At 64.0% G+C, this 23,977-nt stretch carries 25 protein-coding genes; 11 read left to right on the top strand and 14 right to left on the bottom strand.

The features are described 5' to 3' along the window. Positions 1-37: 37 nt before the first annotated feature. On the top strand, positions 38-307 hold the full coding sequence (locus JGU71_RS24940; RefSeq protein ID WP_199707480.1) for a DUF2631 domain-containing protein: 270 nt from the start codon (positions 38-40) through the stop codon (positions 305-307). On the opposite strand, the gene JGU71_RS24945 is transcribed toward JGU71_RS24940, so the two are convergent. Further along, the gene (locus JGU71_RS24945; protein WP_199707482.1) at positions 304-2,421 is read right to left on the bottom strand and encodes an FUSC family protein; all 2,118 of its coding nucleotides are present in this window, start codon (positions 2,419-2,421) and stop codon (positions 304-306) included. The genes JGU71_RS24940 and JGU71_RS24945 overlap by 4 nt on opposite strands. Positions 2,422-2,423: 2 nt before the next feature. Further along, entirely contained in the window at positions 2,424-3,533 is a 1,110-nt protein-coding gene (gene rlmN, locus JGU71_RS24950; protein ID WP_199707484.1) for a dual-specificity RNA methyltransferase RlmN, read from the bottom strand. Positions 3,534-3,638: 105 nt separating this feature from the next. Here rlmN and JGU71_RS24955 point away from each other — a divergent pair, with 105 nt between their 5' ends. Both JGU71_RS24955 and JGU71_RS24960 read left to right on the top strand, forming a co-directional pair. After that, complete coding sequence (locus JGU71_RS24955; RefSeq protein WP_199707486.1) at positions 3,639-3,977, top strand: LapA family protein; 339 nt, start codon at positions 3,639-3,641, stop codon at positions 3,975-3,977. Between the two features lie 148 nt (positions 3,978-4,125). Then, positions 4,126-5,004 (top strand): HpcH/HpaI aldolase/citrate lyase family protein, encoded by an 879-nt coding sequence (locus JGU71_RS24960; RefSeq protein ID WP_199707488.1) that lies wholly within the window; start codon positions 4,126-4,128, stop codon positions 5,002-5,004. Between the two features lie 28 nt (positions 5,005-5,032). On the opposite strand, the gene JGU71_RS24965 is transcribed toward JGU71_RS24960, so the two are convergent. The 7 genes from JGU71_RS24965 to JGU71_RS24995 all read right to left on the bottom strand — a co-directional run bounded on the left by JGU71_RS24965 (position 5,033) and on the right by JGU71_RS24995 (position 11,319). Continuing rightward, positions 5,033-5,749, bottom strand: coding sequence for a class I SAM-dependent methyltransferase (locus tag JGU71_RS24965; protein ID WP_199707490.1), 717 nt, complete (start codon positions 5,747-5,749; stop codon positions 5,033-5,035). Between the two features lie 7 nt (positions 5,750-5,756). Beyond that, positions 5,757-6,635, bottom strand: coding sequence for a phosphatidate cytidylyltransferase (locus JGU71_RS24970; RefSeq protein WP_372433228.1), 879 nt, complete (start codon positions 6,633-6,635; stop codon positions 5,757-5,759). Positions 6,636-6,808: 173 nt separating this feature from the next. Then, positions 6,809-7,366: a ribosome recycling factor gene (gene frr, locus JGU71_RS24975; protein ID WP_199707494.1), complete on the bottom strand. Its 558-nt coding sequence runs from the start codon at positions 7,364-7,366 to the stop codon at positions 6,809-6,811. 58 nt (positions 7,367-7,424) lie between these two features. After that, the gene (pyrH, locus tag JGU71_RS24980) at positions 7,425-8,171 is read right to left on the bottom strand and encodes a UMP kinase (RefSeq protein WP_199707496.1); all 747 of its coding nucleotides are present in this window, start codon (positions 8,169-8,171) and stop codon (positions 7,425-7,427) included. A gap of 245 nt (positions 8,172-8,416) precedes the next feature. Further along, on the bottom strand, positions 8,417-9,241 hold the full coding sequence (gene tsf, locus JGU71_RS24985) for a translation elongation factor Ts (protein ID WP_199707498.1): 825 nt from the start codon (positions 9,239-9,241) through the stop codon (positions 8,417-8,419). A 182-nt stretch (positions 9,242-9,423) separates the two neighbouring features. Further along, complete coding sequence (rpsB, locus tag JGU71_RS24990; RefSeq protein WP_199707500.1) at positions 9,424-10,311, bottom strand: 30S ribosomal protein S2; 888 nt, start codon at positions 10,309-10,311, stop codon at positions 9,424-9,426. Positions 10,312-10,575: 264 nt separating this feature from the next. Beyond that, on the bottom strand, positions 10,576-11,319 hold the full coding sequence (locus JGU71_RS24995) for a siderophore-interacting protein (protein ID WP_199707502.1): 744 nt from the start codon (positions 11,317-11,319) through the stop codon (positions 10,576-10,578). 131 nt (positions 11,320-11,450) lie between these two features. On the opposite strand from JGU71_RS24995, the gene JGU71_RS25000 reads away from it, so the two are divergent. From JGU71_RS25000 to JGU71_RS25010, 3 genes are all read left to right on the top strand, one after another. Beyond that, positions 11,451-12,176, top strand: a complete 726-nt coding sequence (locus JGU71_RS25000; protein WP_199707504.1) for a GntR family transcriptional regulator — start codon at positions 11,451-11,453, stop codon at positions 12,174-12,176. Positions 12,177-12,243: 67 nt separating this feature from the next. Then, a complete protein-coding gene (locus JGU71_RS25005; RefSeq protein WP_199707505.1) occupies positions 12,244-13,827 on the top strand; it encodes an NCS1 family nucleobase:cation symporter-1 in 1,584 nt (527 codons plus the stop codon). A 10-nt stretch (positions 13,828-13,837) separates the two neighbouring features. Continuing rightward, the gene (locus tag JGU71_RS25010) at positions 13,838-14,575 is read left to right on the top strand and encodes an aspartate/glutamate racemase family protein (RefSeq protein ID WP_199707507.1); all 738 of its coding nucleotides are present in this window, start codon (positions 13,838-13,840) and stop codon (positions 14,573-14,575) included. On the opposite strand, the gene puuE is transcribed toward JGU71_RS25010, so the two are convergent. The 4 genes from puuE to JGU71_RS25030 all read right to left on the bottom strand — a co-directional run bounded on the left by puuE (position 14,533) and on the right by JGU71_RS25030 (position 18,719). Further along, positions 14,533-15,444, bottom strand: coding sequence for an allantoinase PuuE (gene puuE, locus JGU71_RS25015; protein ID WP_199707664.1), 912 nt, complete (start codon positions 15,442-15,444; stop codon positions 14,533-14,535). The genes JGU71_RS25010 and puuE overlap by 43 nt on opposite strands. A 42-nt stretch (positions 15,445-15,486) precedes the next feature. Beyond that, the gene (gene alc, locus JGU71_RS25020) at positions 15,487-16,500 is read right to left on the bottom strand and encodes an allantoicase (protein WP_233530069.1); all 1,014 of its coding nucleotides are present in this window, start codon (positions 16,498-16,500) and stop codon (positions 15,487-15,489) included. Beyond that, a complete protein-coding gene (locus JGU71_RS25025; RefSeq protein ID WP_199707509.1) occupies positions 16,497-17,732 on the bottom strand; it encodes a DUF6986 family protein in 1,236 nt (411 codons plus the stop codon). Before JGU71_RS25025 ends, alc begins: the two co-directional genes overlap by 4 nt. A gap of 93 nt (positions 17,733-17,825) precedes the next feature. After that, entirely contained in the window at positions 17,826-18,719 is an 894-nt protein-coding gene (locus JGU71_RS25030; RefSeq protein WP_199707511.1) for an MBL fold metallo-hydrolase, read from the bottom strand. Positions 18,720-18,870: 151 nt separating this feature from the next. Between JGU71_RS25030 and JGU71_RS25035 the strand changes: the two genes are divergently transcribed. After that, on the top strand, positions 18,871-19,341 hold the full coding sequence (locus JGU71_RS25035) for a M23 family metallopeptidase (protein ID WP_372433225.1): 471 nt from the start codon (positions 18,871-18,873) through the stop codon (positions 19,339-19,341). An 11-nt stretch (positions 19,342-19,352) separates the two neighbouring features. On the opposite strand, the gene JGU71_RS25040 is transcribed toward JGU71_RS25035, so the two are convergent. Beyond that, entirely contained in the window at positions 19,353-20,279 is a 927-nt protein-coding gene (locus JGU71_RS25040; RefSeq protein WP_199707515.1) for a tyrosine recombinase XerC, read from the bottom strand. A gap of 150 nt (positions 20,280-20,429) precedes the next feature. Here JGU71_RS25040 and JGU71_RS25045 point away from each other — a divergent pair, with 150 nt between their 5' ends. The 4 genes from JGU71_RS25045 to JGU71_RS25060 all read left to right on the top strand — a co-directional run bounded on the left by JGU71_RS25045 (position 20,430) and on the right by JGU71_RS25060 (position 23,973). Continuing rightward, the gene (locus JGU71_RS25045) at positions 20,430-21,227 is read left to right on the top strand and encodes an ABC transporter ATP-binding protein (protein WP_372433226.1); all 798 of its coding nucleotides are present in this window, start codon (positions 20,430-20,432) and stop codon (positions 21,225-21,227) included. Continuing rightward, complete coding sequence (locus JGU71_RS25050) at positions 21,224-21,988, top strand: ABC transporter permease (protein WP_199707519.1); 765 nt, start codon at positions 21,224-21,226, stop codon at positions 21,986-21,988. Before JGU71_RS25045 ends, JGU71_RS25050 begins: the two co-directional genes overlap by 4 nt. Further along, the gene (locus JGU71_RS25055; RefSeq protein WP_199707521.1) at positions 21,985-22,788 is read left to right on the top strand and encodes an ABC transporter permease; all 804 of its coding nucleotides are present in this window, start codon (positions 21,985-21,987) and stop codon (positions 22,786-22,788) included. The genes JGU71_RS25050 and JGU71_RS25055 overlap by 4 nt, the downstream gene beginning before the upstream one ends. Positions 22,789-22,875: 87 nt before the next feature. Continuing rightward, positions 22,876-23,973, top strand: coding sequence for an ABC transporter substrate-binding protein (locus tag JGU71_RS25060; protein ID WP_199707523.1), 1,098 nt, complete (start codon positions 22,876-22,878; stop codon positions 23,971-23,973). Positions 23,974-23,977: the final 4 nt, after the last annotated feature.

Raw genomic sequence — 23,977 nt, forward strand, 5'->3', positions numbered from 1 at the left:
GTCAGCACAGTTGGTACGCAAAGACTAAGGAGCGACCGTGGCCGGTACGGAGTTGGATCCAGCCGAGAACGATCCAGTAGTCGCAAGTCACGTCGATACCGCCGAAGTTCCGTCCGCCGCATGGGGTTGGAGTGGCGAAGCGCCGCGTGCATCCCAGATCGCCGGATTCGTCGTCGCACTGATGCTGCTCGCCATGACCATCGGCAACCACACCGGCAGGATCGAAGACCTCTTCCTCGTCGGATTCGCCGTTGCGATCTTCGGAATTCTCATCCGCCACGCGATCATCAGCCGCCAAGACCGCTAGTTCTGGTCCAGCTCGATCACCGTTGCAATCTCGCTTGCAATAGCTGCGAACAACGCGACGAGCGGCTCGTTCTCGCGAACTTCGGTACGGGTCGGAGTGTCCTTCGTGCCGCTCGTAGGCAACTCGTCGACTCGTCGTCGATGCGCGTCGTCGAGATAGGCGAACATCGTTTCCAACGCTCGCGCCTGCGCGCTCGCAGCGGCTGCTGACCCACGGTCGGTGAGGCTCGTCGAGGTGATCGCGATGTAGTCGTCCAACGCCGGAATTTTTGTCGCCGACGATTTCGGGAGCGCGTCGAGGGCTGCGAGGTGCTGCTGCAGTCGGGCAAGCGCGTCGAGTCGGGTACCGGCCGTCGCTGCACTGGCGGCGGCGCCTGGTTCCTGCCGCGCCTGCTTCGTCACCGCCCGAGCCTCGGCAAGCATGCCCTCCGCTGTGCGGCGCGTCTGCTCGAATCGGTCCTGATCGGGGTCGAGCACCCTGCGCAGGCTGACCGCGAGAAACTCCGCGGTTGCGGCATCCGCAGCGCGCACCACGTCGGCTACGCGGTCGCGTTGCCAACTCGGCCACAGCAGGTAACCCCCGACGAGCGCCACTGCACTACCCGCCAGCGTCATCACGATCCGGGCGATCGCCGCACCCCAGTCGCCCGGATCGGCGATATCGCCGATGAGCAGCACGAGTGGCGTCCCGAACACCACCCAGAAGGCGTAGTTGACCGGACGTAGGGCGAACCCGATCGTGATGACGACGAACAGGATGATCGCAAGCGCCGCGGGCTGACTCACGGTGGCAATGAGAACAGCGGCACACGATCCACCGACCACGTTGCCGACGACCCGTTGACCCGCACGCTCGATCGTTGCGCCGTATTGCGGGCGCAGCACCCTGAGCACGGCGAGGATGCCCCACTCACCGTGCGGCAGCTCGAGGACTGCCACGACGGTGACGAAGCCGGCGGTTATCGCAGTGATCCGCAGCGCGTGTCGATACTCCGCTGAATCCAATGTCATCGCCGCACGAAGCCGAGCGATGTCGACGAAAGGTCGCCGCGATTCGTCGACCGGTGCGAGCGTGCCTCGCGTGTCGATGGTCTCGACCGCTGCCGTGGCAAGTGCAGTTGTGCGCGCGAGCGATTCCAGCAGCCTGCGGTACCGTCCAGCGGCAACAAGTCGGCTGTACGGCTCGACACCGTCGACCACTGCGGACCGCAACGTGTCACAGGCTGCCGTCACCTCAGCGAGCCCAGCGCCGGCGCCCGTGCGCACATTTCTACGACGCGAGAGCAGTGCACCGACAGCTGCAACCTCGGCACCGATCTCGGCGACAGCACGACGGCATGCAGCAGCGACCGCCACGTCGGGGGGACCGAGGTCGTCGAGTGCAGCCACCAGATCGACAAGCTCAGCGGCGGTGCCGACGACCCGCGTCAGCTGTCCGGCGAGTTGCTCGTCGCCGCTCGGCGTCGCAACCCCCTCGACCGCCGCCTCGGCACTGCGAACGGCAGCAACCAACCGACCGTGATCGGCAGATTTGTCACCGTCACCGACGCCGTCACCGGCACGCGCGGTGAGGCTGCGACCGAGCAGTGTGAACGGTTCGGCGACGGCAAGCAGAACCTCGTCGACGCGACGTACAGGTGTGCAGACCCACGTCGCCAGGGCGTAGAACAGTCCGCCACCGAGGACGAGGCCAGCGCCGAGGAGGATCTCGTCGGAGCCTTTGCCTGCAACGATCGAACTGGCAAGAAATGCCGTGGCGGGCATGGTTCCCAACCGCGCGGCAGTTGCGTTGACGGCCGATCCCATTGCAGCGACGAAAACCAGCGCCGATACGAGCACGACTGCCGCAGCAACGATGTGAAAAGTGAAGGCACCCAACAGGAATGCGGCAGCATTCGCCGCCGCGGCAGTGCAGAGACCGAGCGTGCGGGTCCGGCGTGGTCCACCCTTGTTCGTGAAGGCGGCGACGTAGGCACCGAGGCACGCGAGCGCACCCGAACCTGGTTCTCCGACGAGGAGGCCGACGACCAGGGGAGCAGCAACCGCGACACCGTTGATCAGGCCGTCGACCGCGGCAGGACGCGTTCCGGGTACGACAGCGAACAACGCGCGCACAACTAGTTCTCCGCGGCCAACTGTCCGCAGGCTGCTGCAATTTCCTGGCCGCGGGTGTCACGAACCGTGCACGACACACCCTGGGCAAGCACCCGGCGGACGAACTCGCGTTCCACCGGCTTCGGACTGGCGTCCCATTTGCTTCCCGGAGTCGGATTCAACGGAATCAGATTCACGTGCACACGTGAGCCGAGTGCCTTGCGCAGTTTCATCCCGAGCATGTCGGCACGCCACGGCTGGTCGTTGATTTCCTTGATGAGGGCGTACTCGATCGACACACGTCGCCCGGTCTGGTCTGCGTAGTACTTCGCAGCATCGAGCACCTCCTTCACCGACCACCGATTGTTCACCGGCACGAGGGTGTCGCGGAGTTCGTCGTCGGGCGTGTGCAGCGAGACCGCCAACGTGACCGACAAACCCTCGTCGGCAAGCTTGCGGATCGCAGGCGCCAGACCGACGGTCGACACCGTGACCGACCGCTGCGAGATCCCGAGACCGTCCGGAGCGGGCGAGGTGATGCGACGGACCGCTGCAAGCACCCGCTTGTAATTGGCGAGCGGCTCGCCCATACCCATGAAGACGACGTTCGACAGGCGACCAGGACCACCTGCGATATCGCCGTCGCGCAACGCAGCCGCAGCGGCACGTACCTGATCGACGATCTCGGCCGTCGACAGGTTGCGCGTCAGCCCAGCCTGGCCGGTCGCGCAGAACGGACAGGCCATGCCGCACCCGGCCTGGCTGGAGATGCACAGCGTCGCCCGGTCGGGATAGCGCATCAGCACACTCTCGAGGAGCGTGCCGTCACCCGCCTTCCACAAGGTCTTTCGCGTCTCGCCGCCATCGCACGCAACGTGCTTTACCGGGGTCAGCAACGGTGGAAACAGTGCGGCACCAACCTTTTCGCGCACCGAAGCAGGCAGATCCGTCATCTTCTCCGGATCGGCTTCGAGCCGCCCGTAGTACTGCCGCGCAAGCTGATCCGCCCGGAAACCGGGCAGCCCCAACTCTTGAACAGCTGCGCGCATCTCGGTGGAATCGAGGTCGGCCAGGTGTCGCGGCGGCATGCCGCGGCGGGGTGCATCGAAGACGAGAGGGAGCGAAACAGCCATAGTGACAACCATTGTCCCACCGCAAGCACGTGTAATCCGAATCGAGACAATCCGACCCACCGCGAAGCGCGTGCATTCGACCTTCTGCTCGGTCATGATCGAACAATGTCGACGCCATACGAGCCACTCCCCCCACACGAGCAGGACCCGCTGCTCACGACTCCTCCCGCGTCGGACCTGCCAACGAAATCCTCGCGAAAGATCCAGCAGACCAGGGTCGGTTACACGTGGGTCGGCCTGGTGGTCAGCGCCCTCGTCGGCATCGTGTTGCTCATCTTCATTCTGCAGAACCTCGATGCTGCGCAGATCGACATCCTGTTCTGGCAGATGAACCTGCCCATCGGAATCGCAGTCCTCCTCGCATCGATCCTCGGCGCCCTCATCATGGCGATGGTCGGCGGGGCGCGGATCTTCCAGATCAGGAAACAGGCCAAACGGATGTAGTCGGATTGCACCAAGCGCACTCGAGACGTCACAAGCGGCGCAATGATTTGCAGAGGCCTGATTGAATAGGCCCGATTCGAACAGGCCGGATTCGAACAAGCGGGACACGCGCCGGATCTACCTGGCCTGAGAAGACGAGGAGCTTGATGTGACCACTACCCAGCCGAGTCAAGAAGTCCACAGCACCAGGGCTGCCGCGACGGCGGGCGTCGCGGTCGTCCCACCGAAGCTTGCTCGGTCGTGGCTCCTCGTTCCGGCAACCGCGCCGGACGCGTTCACACCCGATCCCGCGGCCGAGATCGATGCGGTGATCATCGATCTGGAGGACGCCGTCGCGGCAAGCGGCAAGAAGGCGGCACGCGAACGGGTCGTGGAATGGTTCGCGAACGGCGGCAACGCCTGGGTCCGTATCAACGACGCGACAACCGAGTACTGGGCCGACGATCTTGCTGCACTGTCGTCGGTTCCCGGCGTCTCCGGAATCATGCTCGCCAAGACCGAGAGCGGCTTCCAGGTCGACGCAACCGAAGACCGCCTGCCCGACGGCACCCCGATCGTCGCCCTCATCGAATCTGCCATGGGGCTGGAAGCCGCGCCGGAGATCGCCAGATCCGACAGCACGTTCCGGCTCGCCTTCGGCAGCGGCGACTTCCGCCGCGACACCGGCATGAGCGACGACCCCATGGCCATGGCCTTCCCGAGGGCGCGGCTCGTGATCACCAGCCGCGCAGCCAAATTGCCAGGGCCGATCGACGGCCCGACCGTGTCCGCCAACGAGAGCATCCTGGAGCGCGATTCTGCGATCTCGTTCTCGATGGGTATGTCAGGCCGCCTCTGCCTACACGCGTCGCAGGCGATACCCGTCAACCGCGCCCTGAGTCCGAGCCCGGCCGACATCGTGTGGGCCCGCGAGGTCCTCGCCGAGCTGGGTGAAAACGGGGAAAACGTCAAGGACGGCAGCGACCGACCACGGCTCGCGAAAGCACTGAAGGTGACCGCCTTCGCTGCGGCGCTCGGCTTGTCCTAGGCGGCGTTTGTCCAAGGCGGTGTTCGTCCTAGCCGAGCAGCAACCCGCTCGATTTCGTTCTGGTGTGAATGCGATAGCGCACGTCGAGTGCAAGTCCGGGTGTGCTCGCGTAGGCGAATGCTGCTGTTGCAGCGGTGAACTCGATGTCGAGCACAGCGCGCAGCGACTCACGATCGGGAAACTCCCATCTCGTGTCGACCCGCGCAGTGTCGAAACCTGCTCGGCCGAAAAAGGTTTCGACGGCGTCGGGGTCGTAGTCGGGCAGGTCCCTGCGCATCCACCTGCCGTACGGATGGGCGGTTGCGTCGAGGTCGACAATCATCAGCACCCCGCCCGGACGCAGCACCCGGAACGCCTCGGCTATCCCGGGAGCCGACTTGGGCCCGAAGAAGTAAGCGGTGCGGGCGTGGGCGATGTCGACACAGGCGTCGGACAGCGGCAACGCTTCCGCACTCCCCCGGCGGACCTGCACATCGGCAAGGTGCCGTACGCGTTGCGCTGCAGCTGCCACCAACTGCCTGTGTGGTTCGACTCCGATCACCGACGCGGCATCGGCCGCGAACACTGGCAGGTGAAAACCCGAACCGCAACCGATGTCCAGCACGTCGCGACCCGTCCAGTCCGCGTGGTGTCGTAGCGAGGCGAAGACCGCACCGTCGACGTCCTGGCAGTTGTTTTCCAGTTCGTAGACCTGCGGCCAATGCCAGATGTTCGGGCTGGGTATGACGGAACGCGTCGGCTTCACGGAGCCCTCAGACGAAGGCGGTCAGCACTGCCCACGAAACGAACGCCGACGGAAGCATCGAATCGAGTCGGTCCATGATGCCGCCGTGGCCGGGCAACATCGTGCCCATGTCCTTGATGCCGAGTTCGCGCTTGACCTGCGACTCGATCAGATCGCCGAGGGTCGCGACCACAACAAGGGAGACACCGAGCAGGACGCCGATCAACGAGTTCGCATCCAGGATCAAGGTGACGGTCAGCAGACCACCGATGACGGAGAACACGAGTGATCCGACGAAGCCCTCCCACGACTTCTTGGGGCTGATGGCGGGAACCATCGGATGTTTGCCGAACAACACACCTGCCGCGTAGCCACCGACGTCGGAGCAGACGACGCCGATCATGAAGCACAACACCTTGCCCGCGCCGTCTTCCTGCAACACGAGCAGGATCGCGAATGCGGCGAGCAACGGCAGCCAGGCCGCCACGAACACCGTGATGGACGTATCGCGGAGGAAGTTCTGGGGCGCGACCCGAAGTCCGTGATCGAACAACCGCCAGACCATGCACACAAGCACCGTGCCTGCGAACGCGGCAAGCACACCGACCGCACCGTGCGGCCAAGCGAACCACATGATGGCTTGCCCACCGAGAATCAGCGGAATTCGTGGGACGAGCACATCGGCTTCGCGCAGTCGACGCGCGACCTCCCACGTCGCGATGGCCAACGCAACGGCGATAACGCCGACGAGCACCTTCGGCACGAACACGAGGATCAGAACGAGGGAGATACCGAGGCTGCCACCGACAGCCACAGCCGCGGGCAGGTTGCGCCCGGCCTTGGACTTCGCTGCATCCTGCGCTGCGGCGGTTTTGCCTGGGTCCACGCCAGGCTCAGGGCCCGCGATGGGGGCGGATTGTGTTGCGGTGTTCGTGGGGGTGTCGTGCGTCGCCGCATCGACCGAACTCGGCTCGGCGAATGTCACTTCGCCGGGAGCGCCGCTGCTCGCCTTGCCGTCGTCAGTCGTCACCGTCATATACCCCGTCGCTTTACCCGTCGTTTCGATCGCAACCCTGCGCCTTACACTTCGAGCAGCTCGGTTTCCTTGTGCTTGACCAGGTCGTCGACCATTGCGACGTAACGCGCGGTTGTCTTGTCGAGTTCTTTCTCCGCACGACTCACGTCGTCTTCGCCGGCTTCGCCGTCTTTCTGGATGCGCGAGAGCTCGTCCATTGCTTTCCGGCGGACGTTGCGTAGCGAAATCTTACTGTCTTCGCCTTTCGACTTTGCCTGTTTGACGAGGTCGCGTCGACGTTCTTCCGTCAGCTGCGGGACCGAGATGCGGATGATGTCGCCGTTGTTGGTCGGATTCACACCCAGATCGGAGTTTCGGATCGCGGTTTCGATCGGCCCGAGCTGCGACTGCTCGTAGGGCTTGATGACGACCATTCTCGGCTCGGGCACGTTGATGCTGGAGAGCTGGGTGATGGGCGTCATGCTGCCGTAGTAGTCGATGACGATGCGCGTGAACATTCCGGCGTTCGCTCGACCGGTTCTGATGGAGCCGAGCTCGTCCTTCACCACGGAGACGGCCTTCTCCATCTTTTCCTCGGCGTCGAAGAGCGCTTCGTCTATCACGGCAGTTCCTCCAATATCGTGCGCCGAGGGTCCTGTTCGGAACCGCTACGGTCGCGGATCAAGATCTGACCAGTGTTCCGATCTTCTCACCGGACACCGCTCGTGCGATATTCCCGTCGGTGAGCAGATTGAACACAAGCATCGGCATCTGGTTGTCCATACACAGGCTGAACGCGGTCGCATCGGCAACCTTCAAGCCCTTTTCGATGACCTCACGGTGTGTGATCTCGGTATAAAGCGTCGCGTCGGGGTCGACTCGTGGGTCGGCCGAATACACGCCGTCGACACCTTTGGCCATCAGTACGACCTCGGCACCGATCTCGAGAGCACGCTGCGCCGCCGTCGTATCCGTCGAGAAGTACGGCATACCCATGCCGGCCCCGAAGATGACGACGCGCCCCTTCTCGAGGTGCCTGCGAGCGCGCAACGGCAGGTACGGTTCGGCGACCTGACCCATCGTGATCGCGGTCTGAACTCGGGTCTGCACGCCCTGCTTCTCCAGGAAGTCCTGCAGTGCCAGGCAGTTCATCACGGTTCCGAGCATGCCCATGTAATCGGAGCGCGCGCGGACCATGCCGCGCTCTTCGAGTTCGGCGCCCCGAAAGAAGTTTCCGCCACCGATCACGACCGCGACCTGAACGCCGGAGCGAACGACCGCCGCGATCTGCTCGGCAACCTTTTGGACAACGTCGGGATCGAGCCCGACCTGGCCACCGCCGAACATCTCGCCGCCGAGCTTGAGGACAACGCGACGGAAGCCTGCTCTGTCGTCGTTCGGCGCTGTCCCGTCAGCCGTTAGGGTCATCGTCTCCTCGATCTCCGTGGGCGCACAGTCGCTGCATCGTCACAGTGCCGTGCCGAACAACTGCCGTGTCGATAAAAGTGCCGTTTCACAAAAGGGCCGACCCGAGGGCAAATCCCGTGGACGGCACCCAACATCTTGCCTCACGCGGCCGACAAACCGGCAGCAGGGCTGGAAAAGCACGAACCCCGCGCCACAGAAATCGTGGCGCGGGGTTCGTGAACTCGATCGTGGGTCGTCGAGCCGGATCAGCTCTGGCCGACCTCGAAACGAGCGAAACGAGTGATCGTCACGCCTGCTTCTTCGAGCAGTGCCTTGACGCTCTTCTTCGAGTCCTGGACCGAGGACTGATCGAGCAACACGACGTCCTTGTAGTAGCCGTTGACGCGACCTTCGACGATCTTGGGAAGCGCCTGCTCGGGCTTGCCTTCTTCGCGGGCGGTCTGCTCGGCGATACGACGCTCGTTCTCGACGACGTCCGCGGGGACCTCGTCACGGGTGACGTATTTCGCCTTGAGCGCTGCGATCTGCATCGCGGCACCACGAGCGGCCTCCGCCGCTGCTTCGCCTTCGCCGGTGTACTCGACGAGCACGCCGACTGCGGGCGGCAGATCGGCACTGCGCTTGTGCAGGTAGGTGGCAACGGGTCCGTCGAAGGAGACGACGCGACGAAGCTCGAGCTTCTCGCCGATCTTCGCCGACAGTTCCTGCACGGCGGTGTCGACGGTCTTGCCACCGAGATCGAGTGCCTTGAGGGCGTCGAGGTCGGCAGGCTTGCCTTCGGCTGCCGTCGCGACGACGGCGTCGGCGAATTCCTGGAACTCGGCGTTCTTCGCTACGAAGTCGGTCTCACTGTTGATCTCGAGAAGCACGCCACCCTTTGCGGTGACGAGGCCTTCGGCGGTCGTACGCTCGGCGCGCTTGCCGACGTCCTTCGCACCCTTGATGCGCAGTTCCTCGACGGCCTTGTCGAAGTCGCCGTCGTTGTCGGCGAGTGCGTTCTTGCAGGCCAGCATTCCTGCGCCGGTGAGCTCGCGGAGCCGCTTGACGTCAGCGGCGGTGTAATTCGCCATCTGTGGCGAGCCTCCTTGTACTTGTTCTTCAGTACTAGCTTCTAGGTAACTTGCTTCTAGGTACTTGATTTACGAGAAGTCCTGGACCCACCTTTGCCGACCATTCCCGCGTGGAATGGTCGGCAAGGTGAACGTTGCGGACTGCTCGTCAGATCGGACCAGGCCGAGCAGGCCGGTGTCGATCAGGCTTCTGCGGCTGCTTCTGCAGGCGCTTCGGCTGCGGGTGCATCGGCTGCCGGTGCATCGGCCGCGGCCGCAACCGCTTCCGCTGCAGGCGCTTCTGCTACCGCGGGGGTTGCGCCGGCCAACTGCTCCAGCTCCCACTCGGCGAGGGGCTCGCCCGCTCCGACCTCAGGCTTGGCGTCGTCCGCGGTGTTGAGTCCGGCACGAGCCTGCACGCCCTCGGCGACCGCAGATGCGACAACCTTGGTGAGCAGAGCGGCCGAGCGGATCGCGTCGTCGTTGCCCGGGATCGGGTAGTCGACGAGGTCGGGATCGCAGTTGGTGTCGAGGATCGCGATGACCGGGATGTTCAACTTGCGAGCTTCGCCGACGGCGATGTGCTCCTTGTTGGTGTCGACGACCCAGATCGCCGACGGCACCTTGGCCATGTCACGGATACCGCCGAGGGTGCGGTCGAGCTTGGTCATCTCACGCGTGAGCATGAGGATTTCCTTCTTGGTGCGTCCCTCGAAGCCACCGGTCTGCTCCATCGCCTCGAGTTCCTTGAGGCGCTGTAGGCGCTTGTGCACGGTGGAGAAGTTGGTGAGCATGCCGCCGAGCCAGCGCTGGTTCACGTAGGGCATCCCGACACGGGTCGCCTCGGCCGCGATGGACTCCTGGGCCTGCTTCTTGGTACCGACGAAGAGGACGGTGCCGCCGTGGGCAACGGTCTCCTTGACGAATTCGTACGCCTTGTCGATGTACGTCAGCGTCTGCTGCAAGTCGATGATGTAGATGCCGTTGCGATCGGTGAAGATGAATCGCTTCATCTTCGGATTCCAACGACGGGTCTGATGCCCGAAGTGAGCGCCGCTGTCAAGCAGCTGCTTCATGGTTACGACAGCCATGGCTGTGTATCTCTTTCCTGTTGCCGGTTGTCGCAGGATGTCGGTGGACTCCTGCCCTGGCACCCGCTACCCGACGGACATGCAAGAAATCGAGCGAAAGCTCGGAATCGAACAGGACCAGCCGTCGGCGCATTTGTTGCGGGCGCGCGAAGTCGGTCTGCACGTGCACAGACCGCGGTAACAGCATACGGGCTAGCCAGCACACCTCCTAATGCAGCTCCGCTGCTCGTGCGCACTTTCGGAGGGCAGGACCACCGAAGAGACTCACGACGCGCGGAGCTCCCTCTGCTCCGATTTCCAGACTCGGAAACCCTCCTCGGTGTGGCCGCGTCGCCAGTACCCGGAAATCGACGCCCATTCCGCCGCGACGCCGCGCTCGTTTCGCACGTATTTACGCAGTTCAGACATTACGACCCGGGCTTCGCCGTGGATGAAAACCTGGGCAACCCCCGGCAGCCACTCGGCACTACGGACCGTGTCACCGAGCAGCGATTCTGGTGCGTCCTCGCGATGCACCCACGTCAGCTCGATGTCCGCGGCGGTCTCGAATGCGATCTCGTCGAGCACCGAACCCACCTCGACGAACACCTTTGCTTTCGTACCGGCCGGCAGCGCTGCCAGCGCGACCGCGATCGCCGGGATCGCCGACTCGTCGCCTGCCAACAGATGCCAGTCGGCGTCGGTGCGCGGCGCATACGCGCCACCGGGGCCGAACATCGAGATCGTCTCCCCCGGCTGCACCCGCTCTGCCCACGGCCCAGCAATACCGTCGTCACCGTGAACGACGAAGTCGATCGCGATCTCACGAGCGGTCGGGTCCACCGATCGCACCGTATAGGTCCGCGTGATCTCGGCACCGTCTGCTTGGAACAGCAACTTCACGTAGGAGTCGGTGAACTCACTCGGGGCGAAGTCGTCGAATCCCGCTCCGCCGAGCACCACCCGAACGAGGTGCGGACTGATGCGCTCGGACCGGAGCACCGTCAGTGTCGTCTTTCGTCGTGCCATCGATACCCTCCAAAAAAATTAGGCTTACCTAACAAAGGTACACATAGGTTGCCCACGAGGTTGCCGAAGACGCTGCCGGCGCAATTGCGCGAATCAACATCGACGCAACATCAGGTCGCTACCCTGTGGCGATGCCGCCGCGACGACGATCGGTGCTGCTGTCGAAACTGGTGATCGAGAACCAAGGCAGCCCGCAACGCGAGATCCTCGACGAGTTGCGCCGTGTGATCCTCGACGGTGCCGTACCTCCCGGCACAGCCATTCCGCTCGGCGAGGTTGCCGAACTGTTCGGTGTCAGTCACATCCCGGTCCGAGAATCGTTGAAGACGTTGATCGGCGAAGGCTTGGTCGATCATCGCGCCAACTTGGGATATACAGTCGCACAACTTACTTCGGCCGAACTGCGCGAAATCTACATCGTGCGTGAGACTTTGGAGACGGCCGCCCTTTCCGCAGCGGCGGAGCAGGCGACCGCCGAGGACCGCGCCGAGATCGCGGGTATCCACGCCCGGATGGAAGACGCGATCCGTGACGACGATCCCGTTGCCTATCACCGACTCAGTCGCGAATTCCACCTTGCGCTGACGAGGCCGTCGCGTATGTACCGGCTGCTGCACATGCTCGAATCGGCGTGGAACATGACCGAACCCGTGCAGCCGATGGTTCACGTCGCACGTGGAGATCGCGCAACGTTGCATTCCGATCATCAGGCGATGCTCGACGCTTTTCTCGCAAACGACGTCGCGCGCCTGCTCGCGGCGAGCGAGCACCACCACAAACGGCTCAACACGGTCATCGCAACATTGCCGACTGACACCGGTCTACTGGCTGCGGAAGATATATCTCTGCGGAAATAGGCACGCAACTTCCGCTGGATAACTTGAGTTTCGCCAGCTCGCACGACACTCCAGATCGGGAGTAGCCATGACCGAAACTCTTCCATCGCAGCAATCCTCAAGCCTGCCCGCAGGCTCGCTGCTCGGTGCAAACGACATCGTCGAGGCCGCAGGCCACCCCGTCGGCGGCGGCCTCATCAAGCCCGGATACGACCCCCAACTGACCAACGAGGACCTTGCGCCACTGCGTAAGCAGACCTGGGGGTCCTACAACATCTTCGCGTTCTGGATGTCCGACGTGCACTCCGTCGGCGGCTACGTCACCGCGGGCAGCCTCTTCGCCCTCGGACTGGCGAGCTGGCAGGTACTCATCGCCCTTGTGGTCGGCATCATGATCGTCTACTTCTTCTGCAACCTCGTCGCCCGCCCGAGCCAGGCAACAGGGGTGCCCTACCCCGTCATCTGCCGCAGCGTGTTCGGCGTCATGGGCGCCAACATTCCAGCAATCATCCGCGGCCTTATCGCTGTGGCCTGGTACGGAATTCAGACGTTCCTCGCATCAGCGGCACTCGACGTCGTCCTGATCAAACTGTTCCCGTCGCTCGCGCCCTATGCGGTGGTCGACGATTACGGCTTCCTCGGACTGCCACTGCTCGGCTGGGGCAGCTTCATATTGCTCTGGATACTGCAGGCCTGCGTGTTCTGGCGAGGAATGGAGTCGATCCGCAAGTTCATCGACTTCTGCGGTCCCGCAGTCTATGTCGTGATGTTCATGCTTTGCGGCTACCTCATCTGGAAGGCCGGCTGGAGTGCGATCGACCTCAACCTCGGCGAAGTGAAGTACTCCGGCCTTGACGCCATCCCGGTCATTCTCGGTGCCATCGCGCTCGTCGTCTCCTACTTCTCGGGGCCGATGCTCAACTTCGGTGACTTCTCGCGCTACGGCAAGTCGTTCGAAGCAGTGAAGAAGGGCAACTTCCTCGGACTACCGGTGAACTTCCTCGTCTTCTCGATCCTCGTCGTCGTCACCGCGTCGCTCACCCTCCCCGTTTTCGGTGAGCTGCTGACCGATCCGGTCGCGACGGTCGCGCGGATCGACAGCACATTCGCGATCGTTCTCGGCGCGCTGACCTTCACCATCGCGACGATCGGCATCAACATCGTCGCCAACTTCATCTCCCCCGCATTCGACTTCTCGAACGTCAGCCCGCAGAAGATCAGCTGGCGCGCGGGCGGCATGATCGCCGCCGTCGGTTCCGTGCTGATCACACCGTGGAACCTCTACAACAATCCCGATGTCATCCACTACACGCTCGAAACTCTGGGTGCGTTCATCGGACCGCTGTTCGGTGTCCTGATTGCCGACTACTACCTGGTCCGCAAGCAGCACATCGTGATCGACGATCTGTTCACCATGTCGAAGGAAGGCACGTACTGGTACACGAAGGGCTACAACCCTGCCGCGGTGATCGCGACGGCGATCGGTGCAGTCGTCGCGATGTTCCCGGTGCTCACGGCCGGTGACGTGTACGGCATGCACACGGCCGCGCAGTACAGCTGGTTCATCGGCTGCGGCCTCGGCTTCGCGATCTACTACCTGCTCGCAACCAGGTCCCGCCTGGCAGTGACCAACACAGCGCCGACCAATATCGCGCCGATCCCGGCGGCATAGGCTCTCAGGCATGCATATTCGGCTCGTCAATCCGAACACGACGGCGACGATGACCGCGAAGATCGAGGAGTGTGCCAGGGCCGTCGCCGGTCCTGGCACGCTCGTCGATGCGGTCAATCCGGACATGGGTCCGGCATCGATCGAGAGTCATTACGACGAAGCTCTCGCCGTTCCCGGCCTACTGACCGAAATCGCGAAAGGTGAGGCAGCAGGTGTCGACGGCTACGTCGTCGCATGCTTCGGCGATCCAGGACTCGACGCTGCTCGCGAAATCGCACGCGGGCCGGTCATCGGAATGGCCGAAGCGGCCATGCACATGGGCAGCTTCCTCGGCCGTGGCTTCAGCGTCGTCACGACGTTGGAACGTTCGGCGGGCCGGACGTGGGATCTCGCGGAACGGTATGGCATGCAACGGTTCTGCCGCGGTGTCCACGCCAGCGACATCCCTGTCCTCGACTTGGAAACCGATCCGGAGGCACGAAAGATCATCACCGAATCTGCTTTGCGGGCGATCGAGACCGACAACTCGGATGCGATCCTGCTCGGCTGCGCGGGTATGGCCGATCTGTGCCGTGAGATATCGGCCGAGATCGGCGTACCCGTCATCGACGGCGTTGCCGCTGGCACGACGTTGGTGGAATCGCTTGTGAGGCTGGGCCTTCGCAAGTCGGGCAGGGGTGAGTTCGCGACACCTCCACCCAAGGCCTACATCGGACTGCTGCGCGAATTCGGTTCCGCCGCTGGATGAGTGGTGCGCCAATGCTCGGCGATGTCGATCCGCTTCGCGATCCAGACCCGCTCGTGCGACTGGACGTGATCGAGGAAGCGTTCCAGAGCTGCGGTCCGCGCTGGTCGACCGACTATCCGGCAGTGCAAGCCGATCGACAGCATCTTCGGCGTTCCCGCAACACCCTCCGCGTACAGCACGTCGAAGGCGTCGCGGAGGTGGGCGAAGAACTGATCGCCGCTGGGAAAGCCTGCGGCAGAAGCGAATCGCATGTCGTTGGTGTCGAGCGTGTAGGGAACGACGAGATGGTCGGTGCCCTGCACCTCGACCCAGTACGGCAGGTCGTCGGCGTAGGAATCGGAGTCGTAGACGAAGCCTCCGTGCTCGACGACGAGATCGCGGGTCTGCGGTGAATCGCGTCCCGTGTACCAACCGAGCGGTGCAGCACCGGTCAGCTCGCGAAGGATAGAGACGGCCTCGTGCAGGTCGGCCCGTTCCTCGTCACGATCGGTCAGTTGATACGACGCCCACCGCAGGCCGTGGCAGGCGATCTCGTGACCGAGTTCGGCGAACGCCGCAACCGCTTCGGGATTGCGCTGCATCGCACGCGCGACCGCGAAGATGGTGAGTGGCAGCTTGCGTCGTTCGAAGACCCTGAGCACACGCCACAGTCCCGCCCTCGACCCGTACTCGTAGAGCGACTCCATGCTCATGTGCCGATTCGGAAAGGCCTGCGCCGGAGTGATTTCCGATAGGAAGGTCTCCGAAGCCTCGGCACCGTCGAGAACGTTGTTCTCGCCGCCCTCCTCGTAGTTCAGGACGAACTGCACGGCGATACGTGCACCGTCCGGCCACTGCGGATCCGGCGGATGCGGTCCGTAGCCGACCATGTCACGCGGGTAGTCACGCTGATACTCGGTCACGCTACGACGCTACCGCCAACGGCGTTCGATCTCAGCGAAAGCGGCGTCGGTCAGCGTGCCGAACAATCGCAACCGTGCCAGACCGCCATCCGGGTAGATGTCGAGCCGGACGTCCGTCACGGGCACTGCGTCGTCGACGAGGAAACGGTGCCTGGTGTCGGCTCGCAATGTCGTGCGATCCAACAGGTCGATCCACTCACCGGCTTCGGTCTTGCCACGCAGCGCAGCGGCGCCGGGGCTGTTGCCGACGAAGTAGGACGTGTCGATCTCGGCGAGCCTGATCGTTCCGGCACCGGCAAGCTTCACCTGGACCCAATCGTTGGCTCCGTCGCGACGCCGAGCGGTCTCCCAGCCGTCGCCCATCACCTTCGCCACACCGGGAAACAACAGGTTCTGCGGGGAGCTGTAGAACCGATTCGAGCAATCGGTGACCATCGCGCCGTTTTCGAGTGCGGCGAGGTCGAGCGGTCCGGCACCGAGTAGACGCGGATCGGGACGACCCTCGCCGTGCACGCGGAACCTCGCAACTCCCCCGTCCGGGTACATCGTGAGTTTCACGTGCGTCCAACGCTTATCCGATGCCACGTCGAACGGGTTGCGAGTGTCGCCGTACACCTTGCTGCGGGGAACCAGTGTCGTCCAGTCGGTCCGCGCGGCGATGTCGGCAGGATCCGGATAGCCGTCGACGACGATGCCTTCGACAGACACCTCCGGCGGGAAGTTGCCCTTGAACCACGCTGTGTCGACGACGACGCCGTGGATGACACCAGCAACTCCGAGTCGCACAACTGCTTCGTCGACCCCGTCCTCACGTCGGCGGCGCGTCTCCCAGCCGTCGTAGATCTGACCCTTGTGGCCGAACGTCGCAGGTTGATACACCGACGGACCCGGGCGGATCAGGTTCTCCTTCTCGGCGAACAGTTCGTCGTTCGCCCAGATCACCGCTCCACCGAGTGGTCGCAGTGCGAGGTCGGGAAGCATTGTGAAATCGGGCATCCGAACGGAACTTCGGTCCGCGGTCATCGTGTCCTTCCAACCAACTCGTCGAGTACATCGTGCCGAGCACTCGGCGCGAGGTCGAGTAAGTCTTGCTCATCGAACGCCCGAGCATCGATTCCTCGCAGCACAACCTTCGCGAGCGCCTGCGCGGTTGCCGGCTCGTCGACAACGTCACCGCCCTGCTTGTCGAGGTACGCCTGCAGTCGCGGAGCCGCAGCGTTCAGCGCCGTGCGGTAAAAGGCGAACGTTGCCAGCCAGCGGGTCGCCAAGTGCCCTGGGTGCATATCCCAACCCTGGTAGTAGCCGCGCTCCAGCGATCGAGTGACGAGCCGATAGTGGCGTCCGATCGCGTCGGCGACAGCGGTGGCCGAGCCGGTGGGATTGACCTGCGTCGAGCCGTCGCACACCCACACCCCGGTTTGCGCTGCCGCAGCAAGCATTACGGCCTTGGCATGGTCTGCGACGGGATGCTCGAGTGACTGCTGAATCGATGCGATGCCGAGCGCGGCACTGTAATCGTAAGTGCCGTAATGCAACGCGGTGCACCGACCGTCGGCGAGGTGGATCGCCTTCGCAACGGTCGCAGCACCGTCGCGGCCGAGTATCGCCTGCGGACTTTCGATCTGCAGCTCGAATCGCAGTGTGTGCGATGGCAATCCGTGCACGTCCTCCACTTCTTCGCACAGCAGGACGGCCGCGGTCACCTGTTCGGCGACACGAAGCTTGGGAATCGTGAAGACGAAACCGGCGGGTACACCGCCTGCGCCGTCGAGCACCAACTCGAGGGTGCGCAGCGACCGCGCGAACTCGTCGGTCGTCAGTCCGCGGATCCTGATGCCGCACCACGGCGGTCCGCCTGCGACCTCACGCAATGCTTGGAACGTCGCGCCGGCACGCCGGGCATCGTGATCTTCCACGGCATCCGGACGTCGACCGTAGCCGTCCTCGAAGTCGATACGTAGATCCTGGATCGGGTTGCGGGCCAGCATGTCCCGGACTCTCGGCAGCGCGCCCGATATGTCCAATGCAGTGAAGAGCTCGGGGTGGTCGGCGATGAGTTCGCCGGCGCCACGACCCCATTCCGACGGTGTTTCGGGTGTTGCGTCGGCGGCGCTGACATACACGGTGTGCAGCGGCTGTACCTCGGGCCGGTCGTGCCGATAGTGCAGGGCGAGGTCGGCGTCGACGGCACGCAGGACGGCACCGATTCGGTCGATACGTTCTCGCGGTGCGGATGCGTCGGGATTCGGTGGCACGGCTCCATCGTCGCAGAACGTAGGGCGCTTCGCGCCTCGTGAGTCCTTTCGGAGGGCCCGACCTCCGAAAGGACTCACGAGCGGCGTAGCCGCCTAGAAGGAAATCGCTTCTCCACGTGGCAGTTGTACGAGGCGGGTGCCGTAGTCACGTCCAAGGCCGGCGACGTCGTCGAGAAACTGCGGCCACTCCAGCCGCGGCACCGGCTTCGGCGGCCTGTCCTGTGATTCCAGGAAATTGTCGTGGTGGCACGGGATGAACACCTTCGGACGCAGTTGCGCTCCGATTCTGGCGAAGTAGTCGGGTGTGCCCTGACGCGCGGCAAGGCAGGCGATCACGACATCGACGGGCTGCTGACGAGCGAAAGGTTCGGGTTCGAAGCCTGCGCTGGTGTGCAGATAAAACGATGTGTCCGCGAAGGTCACCCGGTAGGAGAAGACCTGACCGCGCGGCCAGCGAAACGGGCTGCGCGGCATGCCTGTGCCGCGGAGTTCGATCACATCGATCTTGCTTGCCACCGGCACGATGCCGTGCCGCGACGCCACTGCTTCGACCCGAAAAGGACCGACAGTCAGCTGCTCACCGTCGACGACCGTATGCAGCTGCGATTCACCGATGCCTTGCCGCCGAACGATTTCCGTCGTCGTCTCGCTGCCGTAGACCACAGCGCTCGGACTGATCGTCGCGACTTCGGCGACATCCATCGCATGATCCCAATGGGTGTGCCCGACGAATATCGCGGACATGTCGGCGAACGACCGCCGGACCCGCTCACCGTCGGAACGCGCCGACCGGAAGAAGGTGTCGACGAATCCAGGATTGCTGACGAACGGATCGAAGCAGATTCGCGTGCCCTCGTAGGCGAGCACGATGCCTGCACATCCCGTCCATGTGATCGTTGCGCCGATCGGCTCGTCGCGGAGCCAACCCGGCGCTGGGCCGTCGGTCGGAAAGATGTCGGCGGGAGCTCCCGCGGTCGGTGCGGTCATTGCCGCCATACAGCCGAGGCACATCGTTCGGATGCTACGGCGGTCCGAGCGTGATGCGCCTGTGGATGAGCAGATAGTTATCCACATTCGGTGATCGGCACTGTCGCACCCATGGCCGCAGCACAACGCTGAACGGATGCGGAAACACCTCGTGGCGACTTGGCTGGCTCTCGCGGTCGTCTGCAGTTCGCCGGCCGGCGCCGCCCCGCGTGGCGAGTACGACTGGCCGCTACGCCCGCGACCGCAGGTGGTGACCCCATTCGACAACCCCGAACGTGACTGGCTCCCCGGTCACCGCGGCGTCGACCTCGCCGGCGCACCCGGTCAATCCGTTGTGGCCGCGGGCGACGGCATCGTCGTGTTCGCGGGCACGGTCGCAGGTAAGCCGGTCGTCTCGATCGACCACGTCGGCGGCTTGCGCACCACCTACGAGCCGGTCGACGCGTCGGTGTCCGTCGGTCGACGGGTCGGTCGCGGACAGCCCATCGGAACGCTGGAAGGAGGCCATCCCGGCTGTCCGGCGTCGGCCTGCCTGCACTGGGGTCTGCGCCGCGACAGGGAGTACCTCGACCCGCTCGGATTGCTGCACACCCTGCCGATCAGGTTGAAACCCATTGGCTAGCAGAGACACCGCTACGCGCGCGGGTGCGCCTGATCGTGGACCTTGCGCAACCGGGCAACCGAGACGTGGGTGTAGAGCTGTGTCGTCGCGAGGCTGGCATGGCCGAGCAACTCCTGCACGATCCTCAGGTCCGCACCACCTTCGAGCAAATGTGTTGCCGCGGAATGCCTCAACCCGTGCGGACCGATGTCGGGCGCACCGGGAATCGCCGAGACGGTCTCGTGCACAACGGTCCTCGCTTGGCGCTGGTCGATACGTTTGCCTCGTTTGCCGAGCAGCAGCGCGCGATCCGACTCGGGGGTCGCCAGCTCGGGTCGCCCGAACCGCAACCAGGTCTCGACCGCTTCGGCGGCCGGGCGACCGAACGGCACCGACCGCTCCTTGTTGCCCTTGCCGATCACCCTGACCAGCTGACGGTCACGGTCGACGTCGTCGATGTCGAGGCCACACAGCTCCCCTACCCGAATGCCGGTCGAGTACAGCATCTCCACGATCAGCCGGTCCCGCACGGCGAGCGGATCGTGTTGGGCTGCGCCCAGTTCCGCGGCGTCCATCGCGTCTGCCGCCTGTTGCTGCCGAAGCACGGCAGGCAACGGCCGCAACGCCTTTGCCGAGGCGAGACGCGTACCCGGGTCGGCCGAAATTCGGCCGGTGCGGGTAAGCCACGCAGTGAACGTACGGGCAGACGAGGTCCGTCGAGCCATCGTCGTTCGGGCCGCGCCGCTCTTCGACTGCGCTGCAAGCCACGACCTGAGCAACCGCAGATCGATATCCGTCAGCTGCGCTTCCGGCATCTGGGCCACCAGATGGGTGAGCAGCGCAGTCACATCGGCGACGTACGCCCGGACCGTATGCGCCGACCGACCACGCTGCAGCCGAAGATGTTCGGCGAACGCATCGACGTCCGCCCGCATCGAATCCGGCAGTTCCGCAGTCATGGCCCAACAGTCGCTGCCCGTGCCCGCGCATGCAAGCTGGCTCGCCGGTCGACAAAGAACCGGTACAGACCCTGCCCGCGTAACGTCCCCGCAACTCTGACGGTCCGACGCGCAACCTCGACGCAACCACGGACTCCTACTGTGCGAATGATGACGAGTGATTCGCCGGGCACCGGCATCGACATCACCGGCCTGACCAAGACGTTCAAGCTCGGTCGCCGATCGGTGGAAGCACTGCAATCGGTAGACCTGCACACCGAGGCAGGCGCCTTTCTGACGCTGCTCGGGCCGTCGGGTTGCGGTAAGTCGACGGTGCTGCGGATCCTCGCGGGACTCGAAACGCCGACAACGGGCACCGCGCTCATCAACGGCTATACGCCGGCGGAGTTGCGCGGCAGGCACGAACTCGGGATTGCGTTTCAGGATTCGGCGTTGCTGCCGTGGCGCACGGTTGTGTCCAACATCAAACTGCCGCTTCAGGTTGCCGGGATCGCCCCCGACCCGAAGCTGATCGCCGACCTCGTCGCGCTCGTCGGACTCGAAGGTTTCGAGAAGGCCAAGCCTGCACAACTGTCCGGCGGCATGCGTCAACGTGTCTCGATCGCGCGTGCTCTCGTCGTGAAGCCGACGGTGCTGCTGCTCGACGAACCGTTCGGCGCGCTCGACGACATGACCCGCCAACGACTCAACCTCGAATTGCTCCGCATCTGGACGGAGAAGCCCGCCACCACCCTGATGGTCACGCACGGTATTGCCGAGGCGGTGTTTCTCTCCGACCTCGTCGCGGTGATGAGTCCGCGTCCGGGGCGTGTGCTCGAGATCGTCCGCATCGACCTCCCCCGACCACGTACGCCGGACATGATGCGAACACCCGAGTTTCACAAGATCCACGATCAGTTGTCGGAGCTGTTGTTCGGTCGCTCCGCGGTTGCCGAAGGAATTGCGTGAAGGCGCGACCGACCTGGCTCGGCGGTGCGATCGGCATCGTCGGTCTGATCGCCGTGTGGTGGCTGCTCGCGGCGTTCGATGTCGCGGGCGGCACGATCCCTTCGCCGGGAACCGTTGTGTCGACGATGTATTCGGACGGGTGGTCGCTCTACGGTCCGAACTTCGGGATCACCGCGTCCGGCGCGCTGAAAGGCTTCCTCTGGGGCAATGCGCTGGCCATCGCGCTCGGCGTCGCGATCATCCTCGTGCCACCGATCGAATCGTTGGCAACACAACTCGCGATCCTCAGCTACTGCACTCCGCTACTCGCACTCGGTCCGATCATCCTCGTCGTCTTCGGCGGCCGGACCCCGACGATCTTCCTCGCGGCGATGTACTGCTTCTTCACGACGATGGTCGGCACTGTTGCCGGACTTCGCTCGGCCGACCCGGCGAGCCTGGACCTCGTCGAAGCCTACGGCGGCGGAGCGTGGCAGAAGTTCACGAAGGTGCAACTCGTCGCTGCAGCGCCGAGCACGTTCGCGGCGTTGAAGATTGCCGCCCCGAGCGCGGTGCTCGGCGCGATCCTCGGTGAATACCTCGGCGGTGTCGACAGCGGCATCGGCGTTGCCCTCACCGCGGCACAGACGTCGTACAACGTTCCGCGCACCTGGGGTATGGCGATCGCAGCGGCGGCACTAGCCGGTCTCGGCTATGCGATCGTCGCCGCCATCGCCAGGCTCGTCACGCCATGGACGTCGGCGCAGGGAGCGCTCCGATGACGCCTGCGCTGCGCCGGATCGGGAGCTTCCTGCTGCCGTTGGCCATCTCGATGGTTCTGATGCTGGCGATCTGGTATCTCTTTCTCGCAGTGTTTCCGCAGGTGGGACCACGCGTCGGTAAATCACCGCAGGATGTGTGGAACTACCTGTTCACCGGTCCTGCCTCGGGAACAGCTCGATCGAACCTGCTCGACAATCTGCAGATCACGCTGCGCGATGCGGGAGTCGGATTCGCGGCGGGCATGCTCGCCGCTCTCGCCGTTGCCGCAGTGTTCGTCGTATTCAGGTCGATCGAGCAGACGTTCCTTCCCGTGGCGATGCTCCTGCGGTCCGTGCCACTCGTCGCGCTGACCCCGATCGTCGTGCTGATCTTCGGTCGCGGCGTCGTCGGCGTCGCGGTCCTCGCCGGCATCGTCGTATTCTTTCCCGCGCTGGTGATGATCATGGTCGGGCTGCGTGCCGCACCTCGCCAATCCCAGGAACTTGTCGAGGCGTACGGCGGCAGCAGATGGACGGCACTGCGACTTGTCGCGATACCTGCCGCGCTACCGTCGGTGTTCGCAGCCGCACGCATCTCGGTCCCCGGTGCGCTGATCGGCGCACTCATCGGCGAATGGCTCGGTAGCGGCAGCGGTCTCGGTTCCAGCCTGATCAAAGCGATACCGCGCTACCAGTACAACGAGCTGTGGGCCTCGATTGCCATCGTCACCATCGTGTCGATCCTGCTCTACGCCATCGTCGGAGTGCTCGAAAACATCGTGCTCGCCCGGTTCGGTCCCGATGCGGGCAAGAGTGCCTGAACGCAATCTCGCCGTTGTTTACATCGGCTAAACATTCTCCACCGGAGAGGCAAAGTTCCCGAAACTCGGCAGCCATAGTGTTCGGCCATGACGTCGTCGCAGCCAGGCCTTCCCCGCTCGCCCCGACCTATCGATCGCCGCACCTTCTTCCGATACTCCGCGTTCGCGGGCGTCGCTGTCGGCGGCACCGCACTGCTCGCTGCGTGCGGCAGCGACTCGTCCGATTCGTCGGGCGGCACCACCGACGACGGTTCGAAGTACGGAACCGTCGCAGTGCAGTTGTCCTGGATCAAGAACATCGAATTCGCAGGCGAGTACTTCGCGCTGGAGAAGGGCTACTACAAGGACGCCGGGTTCGGCAACGTGAATCTCATTGCCGGTGGCGCCGCAGGAACCGGCATCGAAGCAGGGCTCGACACAGGCAAGATCTGGATCGGCCTTTCGGCTCCACAGCTCACGGCTCCTGCGGTTCTGAACGGTCTACCCGCCAAGATCGTCGGTGCCACCTATCAGAAGAACCCGTTCGCAATCGTCAGTTCTGCTGCCAAGCCGATCCTCACGCCGCAAGACATGGTCGGCAAGAAGATCGGCGTGCAGGATTCCAACCAACTCGTCTTCGGTGCACTCCTCGACGCGAACGGTATCGATCCAGCCTCGATCACCGTCGTTCCTGCACAGTTCGACCCGACACCGCTCGCGAACGGCGAGGTCGACGGTTGGGTCAGTTACGTGACCAACGAACCGATCACGTTGGCAGCCAAGGGCTTCCCCAACCACGCGATGCTGTTCGCCGACTACAATCTGCCGCTCGTCGCGGAAACCTTCACAGTTCTACAGGACACGATCGACAACGAGCGCGACAAGCTCAAAGCCTTCCTCATCGCAGAAATCAAAGGCTGGAAGGACGCCATCGCCGATCCCGCGGAATCCGCACGACTCGCAGCCGAGGTCTACGGCAAAGATCAGAACCTCGACGTCGCCGAGCAAACGAAGGAGGCGACCGCGCAGATCGGTCTGGTCGTGTCCGAAGACACCAAGACCAACGGCCTGTTCACCATGACGCCGAAGCTGGTCGAACAGAACATCGCCGCGCTTGCGAAGGCGAAGCTCGACGTCACCGCCGACCAGCTTTTCGACCTCTCGATCATCGACGAGATCTACAAGGAAAACCCCGACCTGAAGTAGCCCG

This window comes from Antrihabitans stalagmiti (genome assembly GCF_016482825.1).
Classification (GTDB): Bacteria; Actinomycetota; Actinomycetes; order Mycobacteriales; family Mycobacteriaceae; genus Antrihabitans; species Antrihabitans stalagmiti.